Below are 17,248 nucleotides of genomic sequence, written 5' to 3'. Positions count from 1 at the left end.
TAAGGATTTAAAAAAAGCTATCTTACAGGGTTTTTCACTTTTCACTTTTAGTTTTTCACTTTTAGTTTTTCACTTTTCACTTTTAGTTTTTCACTTTTAGTTTTTCACTTTTCACTTTCTAACCACCGCCACCTTCCCCCGTGCCAACACACCCTCTCCCGCAGTAACCACATAAACATACACCCCCTCCGGCAGATGCGCCACCGAAACGGTTTTGTGGGTTTCGCCTGCAGGTATTTGGGTTTGCAACACCAACTGACCGGTCAGGTTGTATAGGGTAAAGCTCGTTTCGGCTCCGCTCAACGAGCCGGCGGAATGATCGGGGAGCGTGATTTGGAGCGTGTTTTGTGCGGGGTTGGGGTAAACTTGGATGAAGTTCTCCCGCTTTAGGGGGGCGGGGGGTAAAAAAGAGTCTATACCCACCGCCCACTCACAACCCTCCGGAATATAGCAGGAATTGCCGAGGCTATCGGTGCGAACTACCCATGCCGTTTGGGTAAGGGTAGTGGAATCGGCATTGAAAACAGAGGTGAAGCCTGCCATCATAAATCCTCCCTCTTCCGTTTCGCTTAAACCCCAAACATAATCATCAATAGGGATTGTGCCATTGTAGGCATAAGTATTACTCCAGATACTATCTCCCTCTGCATTTAGCTTCATCATCCATGCATCAAAATGGATTGATCCGCTTGAGTTAAATCTGTTTGAACCTATTGCAATCAAATCGTCATCAGGCAATTTAATGATGTTTGAAAATTCGGCTACGATGCCGTTTCCATAATATCTCATCCATTCCTGGCTGCCTAAAGTGTCTATTTTTAATACAAACGCATTTCCAATATTCCAAATATACGGCTGCTCTATACCCACAATCATGTAACCATCTTGATAGGGTATCATTTGTGAAGCTACCGTCCAATAACCATTTCCTAATATACGGTTCCAAAGTATATTCCCTTCGCTATCAGTTTTAAAAATCCACAAACTACTTGAACTGTTATGAACTCGTTGCGCAGCTATTGTATAAGTGCCATCTCCATTTTGAACAATTGACCTAATCGTTTCGCTTGCAGTTGCAAACCCGTAGGTCTTGCTCCACTCTGTATTTCCCTCGGAGTCGACTTTTATTAACCATGCTTGAGAATATGCGTCATTATCAGGGAAGTTGTAAGAAAATCCGCCTATCATAACACCACCATCATCAAGTGCAGTAATGCATGTTGGAGCATCTGTATAAAATCCATTGCTAAAAATTTTACTCCAAATTACATCCCCTGAATTATCAAATTTCAATGAAAGAATATCGTAGTATGGGTTTTCATATAAATTTGATGTATAGGCACAGGCTACAACAAAAGAATTTTCATCAACATAAACAATATGATAATCAGAAAAACCTGAATTAGCATAAAATATCTGTTTACGCCAAAGGATATTGCCACAAATGTTGAAATTCACAATTGTTAATTTATCTTGTATAGAGTTAGGAAGTATTCTTACTTCGCCAACAGCTACATAAGTATTGTTTGAAAGACGAATAATATCTCGAAAAATAGAACTGGAATCTATTGTTTGAATCACTAACCCTTTACAAAAATCAACGGGGTTTTGAGCAGATAATAATATGCAATACCATAAAATACAAAAACAAATAGTAATATATATCCAAAATTGCTTCATAGAATTAGTAATTTTTAGCACCTCACCTGCCCATAACATAGTTATATGCAGGTGAGGTACTTGAATAAAAATTTAGATTACCGATGGATTAGCAGCTTTTGGCGTAGAGCTTTGCCATTTTTATATTTGGCTTCAGCTATATACAACCCTGTTGATAGTTTAGAAATATCTATTTCTAAACTATTTAGCTGAGAGATGCTATGTACAACTTTACCCGATATACTGTATAAATTAAAGGCAGTTATGTTTTGAGAGTCTTTAATATATAGTATATACTGGGCAGGGTTGGGATAGCAAATTGATTGTGGTTCACTTACAGCTGGATTGGTTTTGCCCGATGAGGGAGGCTCGTGGTTACGAAACCAGGTTGTTGATTGCATATATGCCTGAACCGATTGAGCATAAATACCGGCAGTGCTGTTGGTTTGAGCTATAAAATTCAGAGTATCTGTTTCCTGTTCAGTTAAATCTGACAGGGTGCGGCTATCGGCTTTCACGTTTTGCAATAGGTTAAACAGACATGTATAATCGCTGTCAAGAGTTTGAGTTGATGACAAAGCACTTAACCGGCTTTGTGCCTTGGCAATGCTGTCTGTACCGGCAGTATAGGTTTGAATAAGCAATTTTTGGGCATATACCGTGTTTAGGTCTTCTAAAAAAACAAGTACTAAGCTGTCGGGCTGTTCGGATTTAAAATAGCTGTGCAAAACATGGTTGGTATAAACAACCTGCAAGGCAGTATCTGCTGTTCTTGCCAAAACTTGTGCTGCCAGATAACTTGGAGTTTTCCCTTCGTTTATCATACCTATAAAATCGTCATCTTCTATTTTAGGACATGAATTTGCATTGAAATCACTTTCACATGATGTTACCTGTAGTGACGTAGAATTTACAATGGGAATTGTGAGCGGGTCGGGGGCATTGGCGTAGTATATTGATGAAGAACTAACTAAAGGGTGTTTCCAAATATGGTATTGTTCCAAAGCAGGGTTGGCAGAATCATAGAACAAATTGCCAGCTGTTTGTCCAAAAGCACACCCTATACCCTGATTACCCAAATCTCCCAGAATTATCCAAGGAGCGCGAACTGTTAGACCGGAAGGGTTATTGTTAAAGTTTTGGAAGCTATTGCACAATACTGAAAGGGCTGTATTGTTTTGATTAAATTCTATACCCCAATTCATTAATAAGGAACTGTTAAGAGGCGAAAAATCATTTTGGAATATTTGTCCTCCTCCTGTTCCGCTATTATTGGTCGTTAAAACAGGACTAACGGAACCTGAAATTGCTTGTGATAAACGATTATTGGCAATAATAAAAGCCTGTGAACTCATAATTTCAATATCGGCACCGACACAATTAAATGTATTGTTTACAATATAATCGCCGAAATTACCGTCTGAACTGATTCCCACCGAACAATTTTCAAAATTGGTATTTTGTACATTCAGTTTATGGAAAAAACTGCCGGTACCATGAGCACCAATTCCTTTTCTTAAGTTTTCAAACCTGCTTTCAGAATTAGCACAAGGTATATAGGGTAGTACATAATCGGGTTGACAATTTCGCACATTCACACGAGATAAGTAGGATAAAATGCCATAAGAAGCCTCTATATCATCATTTAATGCCTGTGGCAACCCCTTGAATATACAATCTTCAAAAACAGTATTTTGCGAGTTATATAAAATGATATGTGATTTATGATAACCTAAAGGACTGAGTTCTGTATCTTTCAAAAGCTTAGTCTGTTCAAAGGTGCAACCTCTGAATATGTTGGTTTCTCCACCTGCAGCTACAAATTCTATATGCCCGAAAGAAACATGATTGTTTCTGAAAACTGTATTGACTGCAATAATTTTCCCGCCTATGCTTGCAACTGGCAGTCCGACCGAAGGATTTAACATATTGAACGAACCGGCAGCATTACGGGCAAATTCAATCACACTGTTTTCGGTATAGATATAGGCTCTTAAAGCATTAGGAGCTTGACTTAGGTGGTCGCCTTGTGAACGTATTCCGTCCCACATATCATGGCAGTTGAGTACGGTAAGTTTGGCATCAATAATGTTAAGCCGACCACCGGGGAGTACTGTTATACCGGTAGGCACACCCGTAATTTTTGTATCGGCAAATTGCAGCTCGCTGTTTTTTATACTAAGTGTAACCCCGGGTAGCACTTTAATTTGTCCGTGTACTACTTTAAACTGGTTTTCCCATGTGGTGTTTTCGTCTATGTTTTGTCCGTTAAAAATATCATATTGCTGTTCGCAACGGCAATCGTTACAACGCCCCACATAAGGAATTATACTTACAGTCGTACTTGGATTAGCATTATCAAAAACAATATCGTTTGCAGGATCAAAATTGCCATACAATAAATTAGGGTAGTATATAAGCCTGGCACCCGGTTTGACAATTAAAGTCATATCGTAAAGATGAACACAGGGTTGTATTGTTAGCCTGCTGCCGGGCTCTAAAATATAAACCGATGGCTTTACCGATATGGTTGTACCCGTGCTTAAAGTATAGGTATTATTTGGCTGATCGCTTACAACAGGCATATACCGTTGGTCAATATTATTTTTTTGGTCGCATGGAGTAGCTGCTATATCGTCTAATGTAGGAGGCAGGCCCCGTGCGGAAACAAAACTGTATCCAGATGGAAATATAAGATTATGAGCTTCTATATGTACTTCTGAGGGGTTGTAAAAAATGCGTTCACGAGGGTTTATTTGGGTAATGTCAAAGTCTCTGTCCACTATATAGGTATGTTTAATGCCCTCTTGTGGTTGCAGGTTGGTTCCATCTGGATTTGGAGAGACATATCCTAATGGTAAATTGGGGCTTGCACCATTACGCAGGTGCGCTCCAATCAGCGAATACGGAGGAGGATGCATATAAGTACAAAGCGGAGGTGTACTGGAAGTTCCATCCCAAGACAGACAGGAGAAGGCTGCACATTCAGGCGCTTCTCCAATCGGAAAATAGTTTAAATAGTTAAAACCACCGGCAGGAGGATTACCATCTGTTGTATTTATATCAATAAAAGGAACGATAGAAATATCATGTTCGGCTTCAGTTGAACTACAACTAGGATCGTTAAATTCATTGCAGTTCTTGAAAGGATAAAAACGTGCTCTCCCGCGAGTGTTATCAATCACAACATCTATGAAACTTACCGGTTCATTATTGCATAATACATATTTCCTGTGTTTTATGACGGAGTGTGGCACTATTGTTCTTCTTGATGTAGGTTCATCATTTGGTGTGCTGGTTATATTATCTTCTTCTTCTTCGGAATAAGATAGTGGATAACTTTTTGTAAACCAACTGCTTGAAAGAGCATAAAAACGTCTTTTAACAATAGGGTTTAAACTTTCGTTTATTGTCAATACCCTTTGATTGATTCCTGTTGCGGATGTTGCTGTTATTGAACGTTGAGTATTTTTGCCGAAAGGAAAAGACATTAGTTCTAACTCATTATTCCATACATTGGTTATATTGCTATAACCCGATACTAAACAGGTTGATTCGTCATCTCCTAAAGGAGGCATCCATGCGTAAAGTGTTTGATATTCTCCTACGAAGGTGCAGGGACCAAATCCTCCTCCAAAAATATCGGTTATTGCAAATTTTCTATTACGGCAAGGTTCAATGTCTATAAGATTTTCTCCTGTAAGATCGGCATAAATATCAAATACTTGCCTGCAATTCAAATTAGGGTCACAAGAATTAACAACAGGGCACGGTGGTTGAGATGAGCCACCTTGTGCAAAGAGGCTATTCACCCCCCCCCATTAAAAATTAAACTAATGCAAACAATCGCAACAAAGCGGAAAAACGGAGTTTGGTTTGTTTTCATACAAAAATAAAAGTTTTGGTTTAAAATTCTGCATCATCTTAAGTTATCTTTCTCTCAGGAAAGGGTTTATTTGGTGCATTACTATGTATATTCCTTTTCACACAAAAAAATCAACCCAAAATCGCATTTTTTTTAATTTTTTTTGAAAAAAAGTTTTTTTTAACCTCGGATACCTGCTTTCTGAAACGAAAATTTTTTAATCAGGGTTGCTTGTTTAGGTCAAACCTCATAGTTTTGGTAAAACTATGAGGTTTTTAAATACTCTACCGCTATCTTCCCTCGCACCACCACAACCCCTCCGGCAAATGGGCTATTTCACTCATTTCCGTAGTTTTTACATACTATTCATATTTAAACCTTTCAGGGTTTTCACTTTCTCATCTCCGTTTATTATTGCATAAAAACAAGATTTGGGGAAGAAAACAGGGTTGACATAAACCCAATTCAGAAGTGCAATAAGTCTTTGCAGGGGTGAATTAACCCATTGCACAGGTGAATTGATGTATTGCAGAGGTGATTTAAACCAATGCAGGGGTGCATTAACCTAATGAAGGGGCACTTTAAGCCATTGCAAGGGTGCAATAAGTATTTGCAGAGGTGAATTGAGTTATTGCAGCGGCGATTTAAAGCAATGCAGGGGTGAAATGAGTCTTTGCAGGGGTACAATAACCCATTGCAGGGGTGCATAGAGTTATTGCAGGTGGTATTCTTCGTTTTTCGGAGGTGAAAAATGGTTGATTTTGGGAATTGTCTGACGTGTGCCTTCTATTATTACCCGTTCTGAGTTTTCAACAAATCCTGAAGGGCAAACATTTCATCGCGAAGTCTTGCAGCTTCCATAAAATCGAGGTCTTTGGCAGCCTGCTGCATTTTTTTGCGGGTTTGGTCAATCAGTTTTTCAATCTGTGATTGGTTCATCAACTTCACCACCGGATCGGCGGCGATGTTTGCGGTTTCTTCGGGTTCTTTATAAGCCTTGTTTTCAGTACGGCTGTTCAGCACCGAAGATTGCTCTAAAATCTTTTCTTTGCTTTTAAATACGGTAGTAGGAACTATGCCGTGGGTTTCGTTGTAGGCAATTTGTTTGCTGCGTTTGCGGTATGTTTCATCAATCGCGCGTTGCATGGATTTGGTGATGTTGTCGGCATACATAATGACCAGTCCGTTTGCATTTCTTGCTGCTCTTCCCGAAGTTTGAATTAACGAGCGTTCATTTCTCAAAAAGCCCTCTTTATCGGCATCGAGGATTGCCACCAAAGAAACTTCGGGCAAATCCAAGCCTTCCCGCAGGAGATTGACACCGATGAGCACATCAAATTCTCCCAAACGCAGGTCGCGGATAATTTCTACTCGGTCTAAAGTATCAACTTCCGAGTGAATATAACGGCATTTAATGCTGAACCTCGTGAGGTATTTGGTGAGTTCTTCCGCCATTCGTTTAGTGAGCGTGGTTACAAGTACCCGCTCTTTTACAGCTATTCTTTGGTTGATTTCGCCGAGCAGATCGTCAATCTGGTTGAGGCTTGGCCGCACTTCGACCGGAGGGTCCAACAAACCGGTAGGCCTGACGATTTGCTCAACGACGATGCCTTCCGATTGTTCCAGTTCAAAATCGGCAGGGGTTGCCGACACATAGATGACCTGGTTAATCAGGCTTTGAAATTCCTGAAAATTAAGGGGGCGGTTGTCAATGGCCGATGGTAGCCGGAATCCATATTCTATCAAACTGAGTTTTCGGGAGCGGTCGCCGCCATACATTCCTGAAATCTGCGGAATGGTTACATGGCTTTCATCAACAATGAGCAGATAGTCGGAGGGGAAATAGTCTAACAGGCAAAACGGTCGTTGTCCGGGTTTGCGCCGGTCAAAAAAACGGGAGTAATTTTCGATACCCGAACAATATCCGAGTTCGCGTATCATTTCGAGGTCAAAATTTACCCGCTCGTTAATTCTTGCTGCTTCGAGGGGTTTGCCTACGGCATTAAAATATGCTTCATGTTCCCGTAGTTCGTCCTGAATTTCGTTGAGAATGGTAACATATTGTTCTTTGGGCATCAGGTAGAGGTTGGCCGGGTAAATGATGACCTCGTCCTGAGCACCTATCCTTTTGCCGTTATCGGGTTTGATATTGTCAATTGTCTCAATGGTATCTCCCAAAAAAGTGATTCTGAAAGCTGTTTCGGAATAAGGGGGGTAAATTTCAATCAAATCGCCGCGAACCCTGAACGTTCCCCGTTCAAAATCAGCTTCTGTCCGGCTGTACAGAATGTCCACTAATTTAAACAAAAACTGATTGCGGCTGATGGTTTGGCCAACGGTTAGATGGATAATGCTTCGTTTATATTCTTCGGGGTTTCCCATACCATAGATACAGGAAACAGAAGCCACGACTATGACATCGCGCCGCCCCGACATGAGGGAGGAGGTTGTCCTCAACCGGAGTTTTTCAATTTCATCGTTAATGGCCAGGTCTTTTTCAATATAAGTGTCAGTTACGGCAACGTAGGCTTCGGGTTGGTAATAGTCGTAATAGGATACAAAGAATTCCACCTTGTTTTCGGGGAAAAACTGCTTAAACTCGCCATACAATTGAGCAACTAAGGTTTTGTTGTGGCTGAGAATGAGGGTGGGTTTCTGAACCTGAGCAATGACATTGGCCATGGTATAGGTCTTACCCGAACCGGTAACCCCCAACAGGGTTTGGGCGCGCTCGCCGTTATTAATTCCGGCAACCAACTGACGGATGGCTTCCGGTTGGTCGCCGGTAGGCTGAAATTCTGAAATGAGGTGAAAATGCATGAATTGCGAAACAGGTTTTTGGGTTAAGTGGTTGGTTAGGCGTAAGTCATAAGATTTCCGCAAACCTTATTACCTTAGTAACAACAGGGGAACAGGCCGTTCCGCAAACCTTATTACCTTATAATCAATCATGAATCGTCCGGTTAATGAGATAATAAGGTTTCAGTGCTTCGCGATTGCCTTGTTTTTAAAACCAATGATTCCGGCGCACGCCGGAACGTAAAATCCCTGCAAATATACTTGTTTTTTTACCGGATGTACATTGCGAAACTTTACAGACTCCTTACTTTTACTAATGCAGGCAGGTGTCGGTAACATGGAAAACCATCCAATATTCGAAAATTCCTGCTTTTGAGTAAGGTAATAAAGTTCCAAACTCTTATGCCTCACCACTTACGTCTTATGCCTGAATTGAACGTGCAATTAACACGCCTCCGTCATTTCCCTTTCTATTTTTTTACAATCATCAGTTGGGCAAATTTCAGGACAATTTTCTTTTCTCCTTCGGCTTCAAAACGGATAGCCGCCATTCTTTTTTCGCCGTAGCCTTCCACATTCAGCACCTTGCCCATCCCAAACCGCTGATGAATTACTTCATCTCCGGCTTTGAGTTTAGCAGTATCGTCGGCTTTAAAGTTGTCGGGTATGTTCAGTTTTGAAGCCGGTTGTTTGTTTTGCTGTTGTTTTGCCAGCCGGATATTATCGCTGACCGAGGAATTGCTTTCTTTAAAACTTCCGTAAGCATCTGATTTTGCAAAAACTGAGGTTTTGGGTTTAACCCCAACCTGCTCGACATTGATAGATGCAATTTCATCTATAAAACGGCTGGGGTTGGTATATTGTAATTCGCCATAGCGGTAACGGCAGGCTGCCAAAGACAAATGGAGTTTGTGTTTGGCCCGTGTGATGGCCACGTAAAACAACCTTCGTTCTTCTTCCAGTTCGGTTACGCTTTTTAAAGCCGGCAAAGATGGGAACAACCCTTCTTCCATGCCGACAATATACACGCAAGGAAACTCAAGCCCCTTGGCAGTGTGTATGGTCATCAGTTTGACTTTCCCGTTTTCATCTTCATCTTTGTCCAAATCGGTAAACAGCGCAACGCCCTGAAGGTATGACCCCAAAGAGGCATCGTGAACTATGTCGGGTTCCTGCCCTTGTTTTGCTTTTTGTTCATCTACAAACTCTTTAATACTGTTTAGGAGTTCCTGCAGGTTTTCATACCGGCTGATGCCTTCAATAGTTTTGTCTTCGCTGAGTTGTTTGATGAGTCCGGTTTGAGCGCCAATGAATTTGGCCAATTCGTGCGCATCCTTTTTTGCCTGTTGATTAGAGAAAATCTGCATCATTTTGACGAAATTAGTCAGCGAATCTTTGGCATTTTTAGGCAACTCGTAGCGGTGGATTTCTTCTAAAACAGCCCAAATAGAAACCTGATGCTGATTTGCCAAAGCACTCACCTTGGTCAATGTGGTATTGCCAATCCCCCGGGTAGGGTAATTGATAATCCTGCGAAGCGCTTCTTCGTCTTGTGGATTTACAGTCAGACGAAGATAGGCAATGAGGTCTTTTACCTCTTTTCTCTGGTAAAAAGACACCCCCCCATATACCCGGCTGGGAATCCCTTTCCGGCGGAGTTCTTCTTCAAAAACCCGCGATTGCACATTGGTGCGGTATAGAATAGCGAAATCTTCGTTTTTGAAATGGAGGCGCAGTCTGTCCATATAGATATTGTCCACCACAAGTCTGGCCTCTTCCGTATCATTTGCAGCCCTCAGCAACTGAATATTATGTCCTTCGTCGTTGGTTGTCCAGATATTTTTGGTAATCTGACGGTTATTGCCTGCTATGACGCGGTTGGCTATTGCCACTATTTTTCCGGTCGAGCGGTAGTTTTGCTCCAGTTTAAAGGTTTGCGCTTCGGGGTAGTCCCGTTCAAAATTCAGAATATTGTCAATGGTAGCACCTCTGAAGGCATAAATACTTTGGGCATCATCGCCCACGACACAGACCGACCGGTGCAGTTCGGCAATTTTTTTTATGATGGCATATTGGGCGGAATTGGTATCCTGAAATTCATCTACCAACAAAAATTTAAACCGCGATTGATATTTATGTGCTATTTCCGGATGCTGGTACAGCAGTTGGTACATTTTAATCAAAAGGTCATCAAAATCCATGGCACCCGCCTGCTGACATCGCAACACATAGCGAGCATATAATTCGGGCATACGGGGAAGGTTGGAAGCCCCGTCTGCAAGGCGGATTTCTTCGCTTTGAGCATAGCTCACCGGGCTGATTAAATTGTTTTTGGCATTTGAAATTCGGTTATAGACCACATTGGGCTTGTAATTGTCCGGATTCAGGTTAAGTTCTGAAACAATGGTTTTAATCAGGTTTTTGCTGTCTTCTGTGTCATAAACCGAAAAGTTGACCGGATAACCGATAGCGGCAGATTCGATTCGAAGTATCCGCGCAAAAATTGAGTGAAAAGTCCCCATCCAAAGTTTGTCAGCCGCCGTTTCGCCGGCAATCTGTCTGATGCGCTCCTGCATTTCGCGGGCTGCTTTGTTGGTAAATGTAAGTGCAAGAATGTTTCGGGGATGAATGCCCAAACGAATGAGGTGGGCTATGCGGTAGGTAAGCACGCGGGTTTTGCCCGATCCGGGGCCGGCAATAATCATCACCGGTCCGTTAATACATTCCACAGCTTCGCGCTGTATTTGGTTTAATTCTGTTAAGTAGCTGAAATCTCCGGAACCAGAGGTGTCGCGGTTAAATATATTGGGTTGCATACTTGCAAAGTTACGCAATTACATAGATAAACCAATATATTGCAACTATCTGCGTATCTTTGCCCTCCTTTTAACACGCTGCTGTCAATAAAAGCAGGTGTGCAAACCGGCAGGTTCATTGCCTGTCTGGTTTTTTTAATTTTTGGAGCATAACGCCGCAAACAAATACATGTCCTCAAAAACGATAGCCGTCAATACCCGTTTCCTATTGAGCAAACGCCTCGAAGGCATAGGGAGGTTTACTTGTGAAACTTTGCAGCGGATTGCCATAAAACATCCTGAACACCGGTTTGTGTTTTTGTTTGACCGTCCCTACAGCAAAGAATTTATTTTTTCGGACAATGTCCTGCCAATAGTGGTTTATCCACCCGCACGGCATCCCCTGTTGTGGTATATGTGGTTTGAATGGGCTGTTCCAAGGGTATTAAAGCAGGTAAAAGCCGATGTCTTTCTGTCCACAGACGGGTATTGTTCACTTCGTTCAGAGATAAAAACAGCGATGGTGATACACGATATTGCCTTTGAACATTATCCCGACCAGATACCCCTGTTTGCCCGGAAATTCTATCAGCATTTTTCACCCCGCTATGCCCGGCGTGCTGACAGCATCGCTGCGGTTTCAGAATATACCAAACAAGATTTAGTCAACACCTACCAGCTTCCGGCATCCAAAATTGAAGTGGTTTACAATGGGGTAAACCGCATCTACCGGCCCCTGAGCGAGCCGGCTAAAGAAGCGGTAAAAGAACAATATACGCAAGGAAAAGAATATTTTCTGTTTGTTGGGGCCATTCACCCCCGAAAAAACCTCGCCAGAATACTGAGCGCATTTGACCGGCTAAAAAGTCAAGGAAATTGCGGAGCTAAGTTTTTAGTAGCCGGCCGTCAGGCATGGCAATGCAAGGAAGCTTTGGATACCTACGAAGCCATGCAACATAAAGACTCAGTGATCTTTTTGGGACATCTTCAGATAGACGAACTTTCAAAAATCATGGGGGCTGCTATAGCTTTGGTCTATGCTTCTGTTTTTGAAGGGTTTGGCATCCCGATAGTCGAAGCATTTTGTGCAGAAACTCCTGTAATAACCGGCAACACCTCTTCGATGCCCGAAGTAGCGGGAAACGCAGCCTTATTGGTCAACCCTTTTTCGGTAGAAAGTATTTATTTGGCCTTAGCCCAACTATATTACAACGTTCCGCTTCGAAGTGAAATGATTGAAAAAGGACGTTTCCAAAAAACCAAATTTGATTGGGATATATCTGCCGAAAATCTATGGAATTGCGTGGAGAAATTGTTTTAAAGGCATCTAAATATATACTTTTTTAAACAAAACTGCTTTTTGTGGAACAAAAAATTTGTTAATTGAGTTATTTATTTCTAACTTTGTTAACAAAATTTGAATCTCAATTCTGTACTGATAGCTTCATTAATCCGAATCATTCATAAACCGTACTTTTTGTCGCTATCTTCTATTTTTTATTAACCTGACATGAGTTTAGAACAACAAATCAACAACGATATCAAAGCCGCCATGCTTGCCAAAGATCAGGCAACCTTGCGCGGATTGAGAGGTATTAAAGCCGCCATTTTATTGGCCAAAACCGAAAAAGGGGCACCTGTCGAAATGACCGCCGAAACGGAAATGGCCGTACTAAATAAATTAGTCAAACAACGCCGCGATTCACTGACCATCTATCAGCAACAAAACCGCGACGATCTGGCTCAAATTGAAGCTGAAGAAATAGCTGTTATAGAACGCTACCTGCCCAAACAACTCAGCGCAGAAGAATTAAAAGCTGCCCTTCAAACCATCATCGAACAGATTGGCGCTAAATCGCCTGCCGACATGGGTAAAGTTATGGGATTAGCAACCAAACAACTTGCCGGCAAAGCCGATGGACGGGCAATTTCTGCTATGGTAAAAGAATTGCTGCAAAACTAAACACTCTGCACCTTTTGAACTTCAATTATATTTTTTAAACTTCCATTTATGAACCCCATAGACCTTGCTTTCCTTGCTGTTTTGGGTTACGGCATTTACAAAGGTGTTAAAGAAGGCTTTGTAGGTGCTGTTTGGTCCATGATTCAAATTATCCTTGCCGTAATAGTTGCACTCAGATTTAGCTATATTGCCGGAAGTATTTTTGAGCGTATTCTGAATATGAACGAAGTGTTCACCCCTATCCTCGCCTTTACTTTTGTGTTTTTATTGGCCCTGGCATTCTTTTTTGTAATCGGGCAAGGATTTACCATGTTTTTGAAAGCTACCCATATCAGCACCCTAAGCCAATCCATAGGCATCCTGATTTGGGCTGCTTTGCTCACCATCGGATTCAGTGTCGCCCTTAGTTTCAGCGACTATGCCAATATCCTTTCCAATCAGGCAAAAAGCGATTCTAAAGTATATGCTTCGGTACAACCTATATCGGGTATTCTGTTCTGCAAATTAGATTTTGTCGGACCCTCGGCCAGTAAAATTTTTCAATCCGTTGAGCAAATCGCAAAATTGGCTGCCGAAAAAGCGATTGGTGAGTGTAGCACTACCACTACGGTTACCACCGTCAAAAATGACCAACAGGAACAGGATGATTCTTCGCAGTAGTTTTACCTTCTAACTTCTGCTTTTATACCTACTTGTTGCCCGTCTTTTTTTTCAGTCAGTTTCTGACCTAAATGTCTGTCATCAGGATAACTATACAATCTGAAAAGGGGGTTATCCTCCACGCCTGGCCTAAAAAAAAACAAACATTCAACAACTTCTAAACTGCCAACTGATTGCAATGGAATTTTTAGCAAAAACTACCTTCTTTCTACTTTTTGGCATCAGTAGCCTTGCAATGTTATTTTTGCTCACCACTTCCGTAAAAATTTTGATCGCCCCTAATGGGAAAACATCGGAAGCCATTATCTCGGCATTGAGCGGTCTGATTTTTGGAACCGGTCTCTATTTTACTTATCACCTGCTTCAAAACAGCGAGCGTTATATAAAAGGTTGCACCATGTTGGGGATGACCTGGTTGGTTGCCATCTTCGTTATTTTAATCGGTTTTTTGTTTTTCAGCGGTCCTTTACGCTGGCAATAATATGAATTTTTTCATGCAGTTGTTATACTATTGCTTGTTAGCCGGAACGGCCGCAATGTCCTGCTTTTACATATTTTCCGCATTTGTTAAGCGGGCATCCGGTCAAAACCCATATTATTTGAAACAATGGTTCGGACTGGCTTCTGTTTTCGTTTTAGCAGTACTCTACAAGGCTTATGAGTCTGGGGAGATACATCAGCAATATATCACCGGTTTGTTTTTAATTACCGTTTCCTGGCTTTTCTGGGGCATCGTGCTGATGGGATTTCTTATTTTGGCAAAAATACAGGGGAGAATATAGATTCCCCAATTTCACTTCTCATCAAAATAGCATGACCACAGGTTGAGGTTCGAAGGTTTACAACACCGTAACAATGACAATGTCATATCCGGTGTCATCTCATTGTACCTTCATTAAAGTCACGCCTTGCCCGCTGACGATTTCCCCGCCTAATACAGTCCGGTTCCGGCTTTTAGTTGGAATTTGGAAGTATCTTGTCGTCAAATTAAGCGCAATGTTTGATAAATTAACAGTGATTGAATTAGCCGGGGTATTAGCCGGACCTGCTGTCGGTAAGTTTTTTACCGAATTGGGAGCAAAGGTGGTGAAAATCGAAAACAAAAACGGAACAGGTGATATTACCCGTACCAGGAGACTGCCTCAAGAGCCGACCGACAACCTGTCCGCCTATTATTGCAGTGTAAATTGGAACAAAGAAATACAATTTGTTGACTATAATATGCCTGAAGATCGCAACAGAGTGTATGATCTCCTGAAAAAGGCCGATGTGGTGATTACCAACTTTAAATCGGGCGATGATTTAAAATTCGGAATGGATTATCGAACACTACAACAACTAAACCCTCAACTCATTTATGGACAACTCACTGCTTTTGGTCCAATGTCTGACCGGGTGGGTTTTGACGTTGTGCTTCAGGCAGAATCGGGTTTTATGTTTATGAACGGAACTCCGCAGAGCGGACCCTTAAAAATGCCGGTTGCCCTGATTGATGTGTTGGCAGCTCACCAACTCAAACAGGGTATTTTGGCAGCACTATGGCAGCGCCAACAAACAAATAAGGGTTGTCTGGTTCAGGTTTCGTTGTTTGATGCCGCCGTTTCTGCATTGGCCAATCAGGCCACCAACTGGCTGATGTGCGGACATATTCCCCAACCCATGGGAACGCTTCACCCCAACATCGCTCCTTATGGCGAAGTGTTTTCCTGTGCAGACGGAAAAAGCATTGTTTTGGCAGTTGGAAGCGACAGGCAGTTTACCACATTGTGCCACGTTCTCAAAATACCGAAAATACCTGCCGATGAGCGGTTTAAACATGTTTTGCAGTAACGCCGGTGATACCGTATCAATGGCTTGACGTAAAGCAGTATCGCCTGGTAATACTTCTACCCCGTAAACCGTTTTTAAGTTCTCTGACCGAACACTGAATTGCTCCCGAAAACTACTTAACGAACTGTCTTTTAAGTGGAACATCGCAAACGATAACCCTAACATGTTGCTAAGAGAATAGCTCTGGTTGAATCTGCGAACATCTTTTATCCTCTCAAAACCAGCTCTTACTAACCTTATTAACTCGTCTATCATTGTTTAACCATTTTGAAGGCAAACTAAAGACTTTATTGCCTATATTTACAGGTAGCTTATTGTATATTATTTTTGCTAAACCGAGAATCGCTGGGTAATTGACTAATCAATAGCCATATTTTTTAGTAACAGAAGATATTGTCTGTGTAATCGGGCAAATAAGTTACTTTAATGATACAGAAGTTTATTTAACCTTGGTAAAACCCAACCTTAGTGTACCAAAATCTGATGAAATGCTGTATTCAAATTCGGGGCCTTTTAGAGCCAAATGTTTTTTATCGCTCAGCAGCCCGATGTCAAACGTGCGACCGGGCAAATTGGATTTATCTTCCTCTGTGCGTTTGCCATATACCACAAAATCGCCTGAATAACGGGTGCGTTTTAGTATGAGTTGGTTATTTTGTATGGTGAATGTGCCGTTTTCCACCATTTGGCAAGTGTTTTCGGTGCCATAAGCCACATTTTTGTAGTAATAAGTCAGTTTATAAGTGCCATTATGATTAAGGTCTAACAGATGAGCATGTCCGTTTTCCCCATATTTAATATTGCCGGAAACCACCGCCTGATAGTCGTTTCCGGTGCTGTAAGAAACGGCTTGCATCCACTGCCCCACCAAATCTTGTTGAGTAACGGGTTTTGAGTTTTGAAGGATATAATCCTGCAACTGAAAACTCTGCATATTGTATTGCCCGTTTATCATATCGGATTGAGGGTCATAGACATTGTAAAAACTATTGTTTGCCATAGAGCCATAATCGTGGGGGTTTTGTTGCTGCATACAATCGTACAATAATCCGCCTCTTCCCAATTGGTCAAACAAGGTGGGTGTGGCAGCAAAGAAGTTAATAAACAAAAATTTACCCGGGTCGCGTACAATAAATGCGGCAATTTGGTTTACCTGACCTGCTCTTATGCCCGATAACAAAACATGAAAATCGTTGTCATTGGTTGTAGTGGATGAATATGCTTGGAGGTCGGAAAATGTTTCGGCAAGGGTGGCTGTGAGCAGGTTGTTGAGTTGTCCGTTTTGGATAGGAAGGATAATAGATGCTATTACCGGCGACTGAGCCGTATTGTTTTGAACAGCCATCCAAATATAATTAGCACCGTTTTGTTGTGCGTCAATTGCCCAGCCTTTGGGGGCAAGGTAATTGGTTTTACCGGTATAGTCGGGCACTAACTCCGGTGTTTGTGCGTTGGCAAGATGTGTTAGTACAAACATAACAAGGAAGGTTAACTGTTTCATATAATATTGGGTTTGTTTTTTGGTGAATGATTTTATATGATGATTGGGGTATTTGATAGTGTAAAATTACCCCAAAAACAAAGCCGGCACAAACCAAAAAACACACAATTTGAAAGGTTAGCAGAGCAAATCAAAGATCGCAAACTCATTTTTTTAAAGGCTTTGCGCTCTTTGAT

Annotated in this window: 11 protein-coding genes; 6 read left to right on the top strand and 5 right to left on the bottom strand. The window is 41.7% G+C overall.

Annotation, left to right across the window (positions count from 1 at the left end):
• Positions 1–111: 111 nt before the first annotated feature.
• From IPM47_06515 to IPM47_06500, 4 genes are all read right to left on the bottom strand, one after another.
• Positions 112–1,680 (bottom strand): T9SS type A sorting domain-containing protein, encoded by a 1,569-nt coding sequence (locus IPM47_06515; protein QQS30582.1) that lies wholly within the window; start codon positions 1,678–1,680, stop codon positions 112–114.
• Between the two features lie 77 nt (positions 1,681–1,757).
• A complete protein-coding gene (locus IPM47_06510) occupies positions 1,758–5,399 on the bottom strand; it encodes a T9SS type A sorting domain-containing protein (protein QQS30581.1) in 3,642 nt (1,213 codons plus the stop codon).
• A 917-nt stretch (positions 5,400–6,316) separates the two neighbouring features.
• Positions 6,317–8,344, bottom strand: coding sequence for an excinuclease ABC subunit UvrB (gene uvrB, locus IPM47_06505; protein QQS30580.1), 2,028 nt, complete (start codon positions 8,342–8,344; stop codon positions 6,317–6,319).
• A gap of 449 nt (positions 8,345–8,793) precedes the next feature.
• Entirely contained in the window at positions 8,794–11,139 is a 2,346-nt protein-coding gene (locus tag IPM47_06500) for a UvrD-helicase domain-containing protein (protein QQS30579.1), read from the bottom strand.
• Positions 11,140–11,308: 169 nt separating this feature from the next.
• Here IPM47_06500 and IPM47_06495 point away from each other — a divergent pair, with 169 nt between their 5' ends.
• The 6 genes from IPM47_06495 to IPM47_06470 all read left to right on the top strand — a co-directional run bounded on the left by IPM47_06495 (position 11,309) and on the right by IPM47_06470 (position 15,571).
• Positions 11,309–12,439 (top strand): glycosyltransferase family 4 protein, encoded by a 1,131-nt coding sequence (locus tag IPM47_06495; protein QQS30578.1) that lies wholly within the window; start codon positions 11,309–11,311, stop codon positions 12,437–12,439.
• A 189-nt stretch (positions 12,440–12,628) separates the two neighbouring features.
• Positions 12,629–13,081, top strand: coding sequence for a GatB/YqeY domain-containing protein (locus IPM47_06490; protein ID QQS30577.1), 453 nt, complete (start codon positions 12,629–12,631; stop codon positions 13,079–13,081).
• Positions 13,082–13,129: 48 nt separating this feature from the next.
• Positions 13,130–13,741 (top strand): CvpA family protein, encoded by a 612-nt coding sequence (locus tag IPM47_06485; protein ID QQS30576.1) that lies wholly within the window; start codon positions 13,130–13,132, stop codon positions 13,739–13,741.
• Positions 13,742–13,919: 178 nt separating this feature from the next.
• Positions 13,920–14,222, top strand: coding sequence for a hypothetical protein (locus IPM47_06480; GenBank protein ID QQS30575.1), 303 nt, complete (start codon positions 13,920–13,922; stop codon positions 14,220–14,222).
• Between the two features lie 118 nt (positions 14,223–14,340).
• Positions 14,341–14,523, top strand: a complete 183-nt coding sequence (locus IPM47_06475; GenBank protein QQS30574.1) for a hypothetical protein — start codon at positions 14,341–14,343, stop codon at positions 14,521–14,523.
• Between the two features lie 214 nt (positions 14,524–14,737).
• Positions 14,738–15,571, top strand: a complete 834-nt coding sequence (locus tag IPM47_06470) for a CoA transferase (protein ID QQS30573.1) — start codon at positions 14,738–14,740, stop codon at positions 15,569–15,571.
• 439 nt (positions 15,572–16,010) lie between these two features.
• Here the strand turns inward: IPM47_06470 and IPM47_06465 are convergent, their stop codons facing one another.
• Positions 16,011–17,072, bottom strand: a complete 1,062-nt coding sequence (locus IPM47_06465) for a hypothetical protein (protein ID QQS30572.1) — start codon at positions 17,070–17,072, stop codon at positions 16,011–16,013.
• Positions 17,073–17,248 lie beyond the last annotated feature (176 nt).

The sequence above is a fragment of the Sphingobacteriales bacterium genome, assembly GCA_016700115.1.
GTDB lineage: Bacteria > Bacteroidota > Bacteroidia > Chitinophagales > UBA2359 > UBA2359.
This window is presented reverse-complemented; position numbering and strand designations above follow the sequence as displayed.